This is a genomic window from Paenibacillus sp. FSL A5-0031, assembly GCF_001956295.1.
Classification (GTDB): domain Bacteria; phylum Bacillota; class Bacilli; order Paenibacillales; family Paenibacillaceae; genus Pristimantibacillus.
Map to the genome: position 1 here is coordinate 60,669 of NZ_MRTD01000028.1, position 7,189 is coordinate 67,857.

The 7,189-nt window shown below is 46.1% G+C and carries 6 protein-coding genes; all 6 read right to left on the reverse strand.

The window, feature by feature from the left end; translation table 11 throughout:
• Positions 1–6 precede the first annotated feature (6 nt).
• On the reverse strand, positions 7–1,374 hold the full coding sequence (gene radA, locus BK120_RS31640) for a DNA repair protein RadA (protein ID WP_076271454.1): 1,368 nt from the start codon (positions 1,372–1,374) through the stop codon (positions 7–9).
• 374 nt (positions 1,375–1,748) lie between these two features.
• Complete coding sequence (locus BK120_RS31645) at positions 1,749–2,105, reverse strand: antibiotic biosynthesis monooxygenase (protein WP_076271455.1); 357 nt, start codon at positions 2,103–2,105, stop codon at positions 1,749–1,751.
• 130 nt (positions 2,106–2,235) lie between these two features.
• On the reverse strand, positions 2,236–4,695 hold the full coding sequence (gene clpC, locus BK120_RS31650; RefSeq protein ID WP_076271456.1) for an ATP-dependent protease ATP-binding subunit ClpC: 2,460 nt from the start codon (positions 4,693–4,695) through the stop codon (positions 2,236–2,238).
• A 2-nt stretch (positions 4,696–4,697) separates the two neighbouring features.
• Entirely contained in the window at positions 4,698–5,777 is a 1,080-nt protein-coding gene (gene mcsB / locus BK120_RS31655) for a protein-arginine kinase McsB (RefSeq protein ID WP_076271457.1), read from the reverse strand.
• Positions 5,778–5,805: 28 nt separating this feature from the next.
• Positions 5,806–6,327 carry a protein-arginine kinase activator protein McsA gene (gene mcsA / locus BK120_RS31660; RefSeq protein WP_076271458.1) on the reverse strand — a complete coding sequence of 174 codons (522 nt, stop codon included), beginning with the start codon at positions 6,325–6,327 and terminating at the stop codon, positions 5,806–5,808.
• Positions 6,328–6,362: 35 nt separating this feature from the next.
• On the reverse strand, positions 6,363–6,824 hold the full coding sequence (locus BK120_RS31665; protein WP_054025359.1) for a CtsR family transcriptional regulator: 462 nt from the start codon (positions 6,822–6,824) through the stop codon (positions 6,363–6,365).
• Positions 6,825–7,189 lie beyond the last annotated feature (365 nt).

The following is a 7,189-nucleotide window of genomic DNA, read 5'->3' on the forward strand; positions in this document are numbered from 1 at the left end:
GCCCCCCTATCCAAGCGCTGCCTTAAGTGCTTCCGACACTGTAGATACGCCAATAATTTCTATGCCTGCGGGTGGTTTCCACCCTTTTAAACTTTTCTCTGGCATAATGACACGTTTAAAACCTAGTTTCTCTGCTTCCTTCACCCTTTGCTCAGCACGCGATACCGCACGCACTTCTCCCGTCAATCCTACCTCACCAAATATAACGTCATACGGCTTCGTTGGCGCATCGCGAAAACTGGAAGCTATACTGACCGCAGCAGCTAGATCGACTGCCGGCTCATCAAGCTTAACTCCGCCAGCTACGTTCAAGTAAGCATCCTGTGTTTGTAGAAACATGCCGTTCCGTTTCTCCAACACCGCAATAATGAGCGCCATTCGGTTATGGTCGATACCCGTTGACATTCTGCGCGGGGATGGAAAATTAGTTGTGGCCACGAGCGCCTGAAGCTCAACAAGCACAGGCCTTGTGCCTTCCATGCTTGCAACTACGGTTGACCCTGATACACCAAGCGGACGCTCGGATAAAAACAGCTCAGAAGGATTCGAAACCTCTCGCAGTCCATCTTCGCCCATTTCAAAAATTCCAATCTCGTTCGTCGAGCCAAAGCGGTTTTTGACTGCCCTTAAAATTCTGTACGTATGATGGCGCTCCCCTTCAAAATAAAGAACACAATCCACCATATGCTCTAGAAGCCTTGGCCCCGCAATCGCGCCTTCCTTCGTAACATGGCCGACGAGCACCGTCGCAATTCCTTTAATTTTGGCCACACGCATAAAGTGGGCCGTGCATTCACGTACCTGCGATACACTCCCGGGAGCCGATTGAACATTTGGATCGTAGACGGTTTGAATGGAGTCAATAACTAGAAAATCCGGCTGGACTGATTCTATGGCATCGTTAATTTGCTCCATATTGGTTTCGCATAGTACGTAAAGCGATTCCGTCAGCGCACCAAGTCGATCTGCCCTTAATCTCGTTTGCCGCACGGACTCCTCCCCAGAAATATAGAGAACCTTCAACCCCTTCACCGCAAGCGCATGAGACGTTTGCAGCAACAGCGTTGATTTTCCGATTCCGGGATCACCGCCGACAAGAATTAGCGAGCCTGGAACAACACCTCCGCCGAGCACTCGATTAAGCTCAAGCATCCTTGTTTCTATACGAGGCTCTTGCCCACTTTCTATATGTATGATGGACTGCGGCTTTTCTTTCGCATGAAACGACGACAATCCGACGCCCTTCGTTTTCACAACGGTTTCTTTCTCTTCCACCATCGAATTCCAAGCGTGGCAACCGGGACATTTCCCCAGCCATTTTGGCGATTCCGTACCACATTCCGTACAAACAAATTTTGATTTTATTTTGGCCATTCTGTACTCCTTAAACGTTATGAACCAGCGTAAATGAATGATGCCAGCCCTAGCGATTGTGCTTAAAATCACACTACATAAAGTTTACCATTTTATCCTCCATGTATAAACCCACATTGTTAATGAAAAAAAGGAGATAACCTACTTATTATTCGTTTCCCACAGCTAAGCTTATCCATTTCACGTCTTTTCATTGTTATCCACAGAATTACGAACAAGTTATCAACATTATCCACAACTCATCAACATATCCCCAAAGCCTTTTTCTAAATGCAACATAAAAAACGCCCTCGTTATCCACAGTGGATAAGAGAGCGAAATATTAGTCACAACGCAGCATATTTATTGGAGCTCCAAATGATAAATAAATAGCATTAATGCTGCTTAAGCTCAATTCCAGCTTGCCGAGCAACTAACACGCGATGCGTTGTCAATTGTGAGCCGAGCATCACGCTTTCTGTTTGCTGGCCTGCCTCGCCCTGTTGCCCCCCGCCTCTATGAGCGTGCGCTTGCCGAAAAGAATCGCTGTTCACCCAGCCCTCAAATGAAGCTTTGGTTTCCCAAGTTGTGCTTACTTTAAGCTCATCATATTCTTCTAGGCCTTCCGTTAACAACACTTCCATGCGAACGAAACCAGGCGATAAATCTATGCCTTTGGAGTTTTGAAATCTACTCGCCACCGTCTCCCCGTGGCCTTTTTTTACTTTTATCGTATTGGTGACAACTATCATCGTTGTTCCTCCATTCTATGTAACGCTATAGTCTTATTATACGATAATGATTATCATTGTCAATTTATTGTAATAATAAAAACTGTCCCGCAAACAGCTTTTCTGATTGCGGGACAGTTTAATATCATGCTTATTTTGTCGTGGATTCTTCTGGCTCCTGTTCGGAAATCGATTTGGTAACGGTTAGACCGCCATCCTTTTCATCGATTGTGAACGTATCGCCTTTTTGGATTTTACCCATCAACAAATCTTCGGACAAACGGTCTTCGATATGTTTTTGGATTGCCCGGCGAAGCGGACGAGCTCCATATTGTGGATCATAGCCTTCCTTCGCTAGGAAGCTTTTTGCTGCATCCGTCAAGATGAAGTCAACTTCCTGCTCACGCAGACGCTTGCGAAGCTCATCCGACATGAGTGTTACGATTTGAGCAATATGCTCCTCGCCAAGCGAATGGAACACGATGCTTTCATCGATACGGTTCAAGAACTCCGGACGGAAGCTTTTCTTAAGCTCGCTAAGCACTTTATCCTTCATTTGCTGGAAGTCGCGGCCCGCATCCTGTACGGCTGTGAAGCCGAGCGAGGAATTGCGCTTGATTTGATCCGCTCCAACGTTAGAAGTCATAATAATCAGTGTGTTGCGGAAATCGACAACGCGGCCTTTGGAATCAGTCAAGCGACCATCCTCCAGCACCTGCAGCAATATGTTAAATACTTCAGGGTGAGCTTTCTCAATTTCATCTAACAACACAACGGAATATGGCTTGCGGCGAACTTTCTCGGTCAACTGTCCGCCTTCTTCATAACCTACATAACCAGGAGGCGCTCCGACTAGACGAGATGTCGAATGCTTCTCCATATATTCCGACATGTCGATACGGATAACCGCATTTTCATCTCCGAACATCGCTTCTGCAAGCGCTCTGGCGAGCTCCGTTTTACCAACACCCGTTGGACCTAAGAAAATGAATGAGCCAATTGGACGCTTCGGATCTTTCAAGCCGGCACGCGCACGACGAATCGCTCTGGATACCGACTTCACGGCATCATCTTGACCAATGATCCGGTCATGAAGGATATCTTCCATTTTCAGAAGTCTTTCCGTCTCTTCTTCAGCCAGCTTGCTAACAGGAATACCCGTCCAGCTAGCTACAACCTGAGCAATATCCTCTGGTGTCACTTCAGAATCAGTACGGCCTTGTTTTTCTTTCCACTGGTTTTTGGTAATATCAAGCTCTTCGCGAATTTTTTGCTCCGTATCGCGAAGCGCTGCCGCTTTCTCGAATTCTTGGCTTTGAACCGCTGCATCCTTCTCCTTGCGGATATCTTCCAAACGGTTTTCAAGCTGCTTCAAGTTTGGCGGTACTGTGTAAGAATGCAAGCGTACCTTTGAACCGGCTTCATCAATAAGGTCAATCGCTTTATCTGGCAAGAACCGATCCGGAATATAACGATCCGATAATTTAACTGCTTGCACGATAGCTTCATCCGTAATTTTCACACGGTGATGAGCTTCATAACGATCGCGTAAACCGTACAAAATTTGAATCGCTTCTTCTGGAGATGGCTGATCTACCGTTATAGGTTGGAAACGACGCTCAAGCGCAGCATCTTTTTCAATATATTTGCGGTATTCATCAAGAGTAGTTGCACCGATACATTGCAGTTCACCGCGTGCTAATGCAGGCTTCAAAATATTAGATGCATCGATTGCACCCTCTGCTCCGCCTGCACCAATCAACGTATGAAGCTCATCGATAAATAGAATAATATTGCCCGCTTGGCGGATCTCATCCATGATTTTCTTCAGTCGATCTTCAAACTCACCACGGTACTTTGTACCTGCTACTACGGAGCCCATATCCAGCGTCATGACACGCTTATCACGCAAAGTTTCGGGAATTTCATTCTCGATAATCTTCTGCGCGAGACCTTCGGCAATTGCTGTTTTACCGACGCCCGGTTCCCCAATTAGTACTGGATTGTTCTTCGTACGGCGGCTAAGCACTTGAATTACACGCTCAATTTCTTTGCTCCGGCCGATCACAGGATCCAGATTTCCTTCCTTCGCATAAGCAGTTAAATCTCTTGCAAGTCCATCGAGCGTAGGCGTGCTAACATTCGCTGGAGAACCATGATTGCTTGAGACTGCTTCACTGCTGCCAAGAAGCTGAAGGACTTGTTGACGAGCCTTATTTAAGCTAATGCCAAGATTGTTGAGCACACGTGCTGCAACGCCTTCTCCTTCACGGATGAGACCAAGCAAAATATGCTCTGTGCCAACGTACGTATGTCCAAGCTTTCTTGCTTCATCCATCGAAAGCTCAATTACTTTTTTCGCGCGTGGCGTATATGCAATGTTGTTAGGCTGCTCTTGACCGCGACCAATCAACGCCTCAACTTCGTCTTGAATCTTCTCAAGCCCAAGTCCTAGTCCAATTAATGCTTTAGCCGCTATTCCTTCCCCTTCGCGAATAAGGCCTAGCAAAATATGCTCCGTACCAATATTGTTATGTCCGAGACGAACCGCTTCTTCTTGCGCCAATGCAAGCACCTTCTGTGCTCGCTCCGTGAATCTTCCAAACATCATATTTACGCACCCCCATGGCCTTTTTCACCACGCAATTGCTTGCGTATGAGTTCTGCTCTCCTGAAATCTCTCTGCTCTGGACTCATCTTCTCGTCGAAGGTTTGTTGCAAAAATCCAGGCTGAGTCATGACCAAAAGTTCATTCAACACTTGTGGCGTTACATCTGATAAAATGCCAAGGTCTGCACCAAGCCGCACATCTGACAACCGCTGCGCAGCTTCCTTGGAATCCATAATTGAAGCATATGCTAAAATACCGTATGAGCGCTTCACGCGATCCTCTGTCCTCAGCCGCGACTCATGCATAAGACGCTTGCGTGCCGCTTTCTCATGCTCGATGATTTGTCTTGCAACACCATAAAGATTTTCAATAATTTCATTCTCGGATTGCCCCAGCGTAATTTGGTTTGACACCTGAAACAAATTCCCAAGCGCTTCACTGCCTTCGCCGTACAAGCCTCTTACCGCCAAGCCTACCTGTGTAACAGCTGACAATATCCGATTGATTTGAGACGTTAAAACGAGTGCCGGCAAATGCATCATGACGGATGCCCTTATGCCTGTGCCCACATTCGTTGGACATGTCGTCAAATAACCGCGTTTCTCATCAAATGCATAATCAGCCGACTCTTCAAAAATATCGTCAATTCCGCTGGCCAATGCCCATGCCTCCTGGATTTGGAAACCTGGATACAGACATTGAATGCGCAAATGATCTTCTTCGTTAATCATTATGCTAACAGATTCATTATCGCTTAAAATAACGGCCCCGCATCGCGATTCGTTCGCTAAATTGGGACTAATTAAATGCTTTTCAACAAGCACCCTTTTATCAAGCTCGCTTAAATCTGACAAAATAATGGTCTCAAATGATCCAATAGACTGCAGCTTGCCGCTCTGGCTAACTTCAGTCAGCTGATCCATGACATCCTTAGATTGCTGATTTGTTGCAAGTAATGGAAAAGGCTGATGACGTAAATTTCGGGCTACTCGCACTCTGCTGCTAATGACAATTTCAGATTCAGGACCTGCGTCCTTCATCCATTCGCTGAGCGCATGCTGTGAGAATCGATGCTTAGTCAAGAGGTTCCTTCACTCCTTCTATGCCAGCCTACAGGTCTGCCATTTTGCGCTCTAATTCACGTATTCGATCACGCAGCTCTGCCGCGCTTTCAAATTCCTCTTGATCAATCTTCTCCTGCAAATCCCGCCTCAGCTGTTCAATCTCGCGCTTGCACTGGATTTGCCCGCCTGAGCGCTTAGGTATTTTACCGCTGTGTACGGTGCTGCTGTGAATACGTTTGAGAAGTGGATCAAGCTTACCTTCGAACGATTGATAACAAGAGCTGCAGCCGAATCGACCGATTTTGCTAAACTGTGTATAGGTCAGTCCACATTCCTCGCAGCGCAGCGCTGGCTGCTTGATGCCGGTAATCGTCGACCCGCCAAGCTGTTCGAAATCAAGAAGTCCCGATAGTAAGCTATGAATAGAAAAGCTATTTGGCGCGCCTGGAATGCCTTCGCCTTTCTCACGAGCACAGCTTTCACAAATATGAAATTCGGTCTTCTCGCCATTAATGATTTTTGTGAAATGAAGCGTAGCCGGTTTTTTACCGCAATCTTGGCAAAACAAGCCTGATCCCTCCTCCCGGTATAAACGGTTTGTCTTTATTTAACCAGCAATGAGATAAGCATGGACCTTAACAACCTTGCCCGAATTTCATCCCTTAGCGGCAGCTTCAGTGCAATGGTATCGCGATGCACAGCCGCACGGAGAAGATTTCCTTCACGCTTAGAGATAAGTCTTGCTTCCTCAAGCTGATAAATAAGCCCTTCCGCTGCACCTTGATCGACACATTCTCCAACCGTTTCTTCGATGTGGAATTGAATCGCCTTTAATGCAGGAAGCTCAATCCGTTGTATTCGGATATAGCCTCCGCCGCCGCGCTTACTTTCAACCATGTATCCTTTCTCCATGGTAAATCGAGTACTAATTACATAGTTGATTTGCGACGGTACACAAGAAAATTTGTCAGCCAGGTCATTGCGTTGAATTTCTACTGCGCCCTCTGGACTTTCTTGAAGCATAAGCTTCAAGTACTGTTCGATGAGATCGGAAATGTTACGCAAACCACCAACCTCCCTGAGAAATAACCAATAAAACTAAAGTTGAAACATAGGTATTAATGAGGTCTTGCGATCAAATCAGAATATACACCGAATATTCGGACAACTGACTTTGACTTTCTTTGACCTTGATTTTATTATATGCAATTTCAGCAAAAGGTCAAGTGCTCGGTAAAATTGATTTTCCATTAGCTTGGTACGCTTGCATGCTGTTTATACATAGCCGGATTCATTTATATGATTAACGCTCATTTTCTGCATGCAAAAACAACAAAAAACCTATCGCATATTATGCGATAGGTCTCTCGTGCTTGGCGACGTCCTACTCTCCCAAGACCCTGCGGTCTAAGTACCATCGGCGCTGAAGG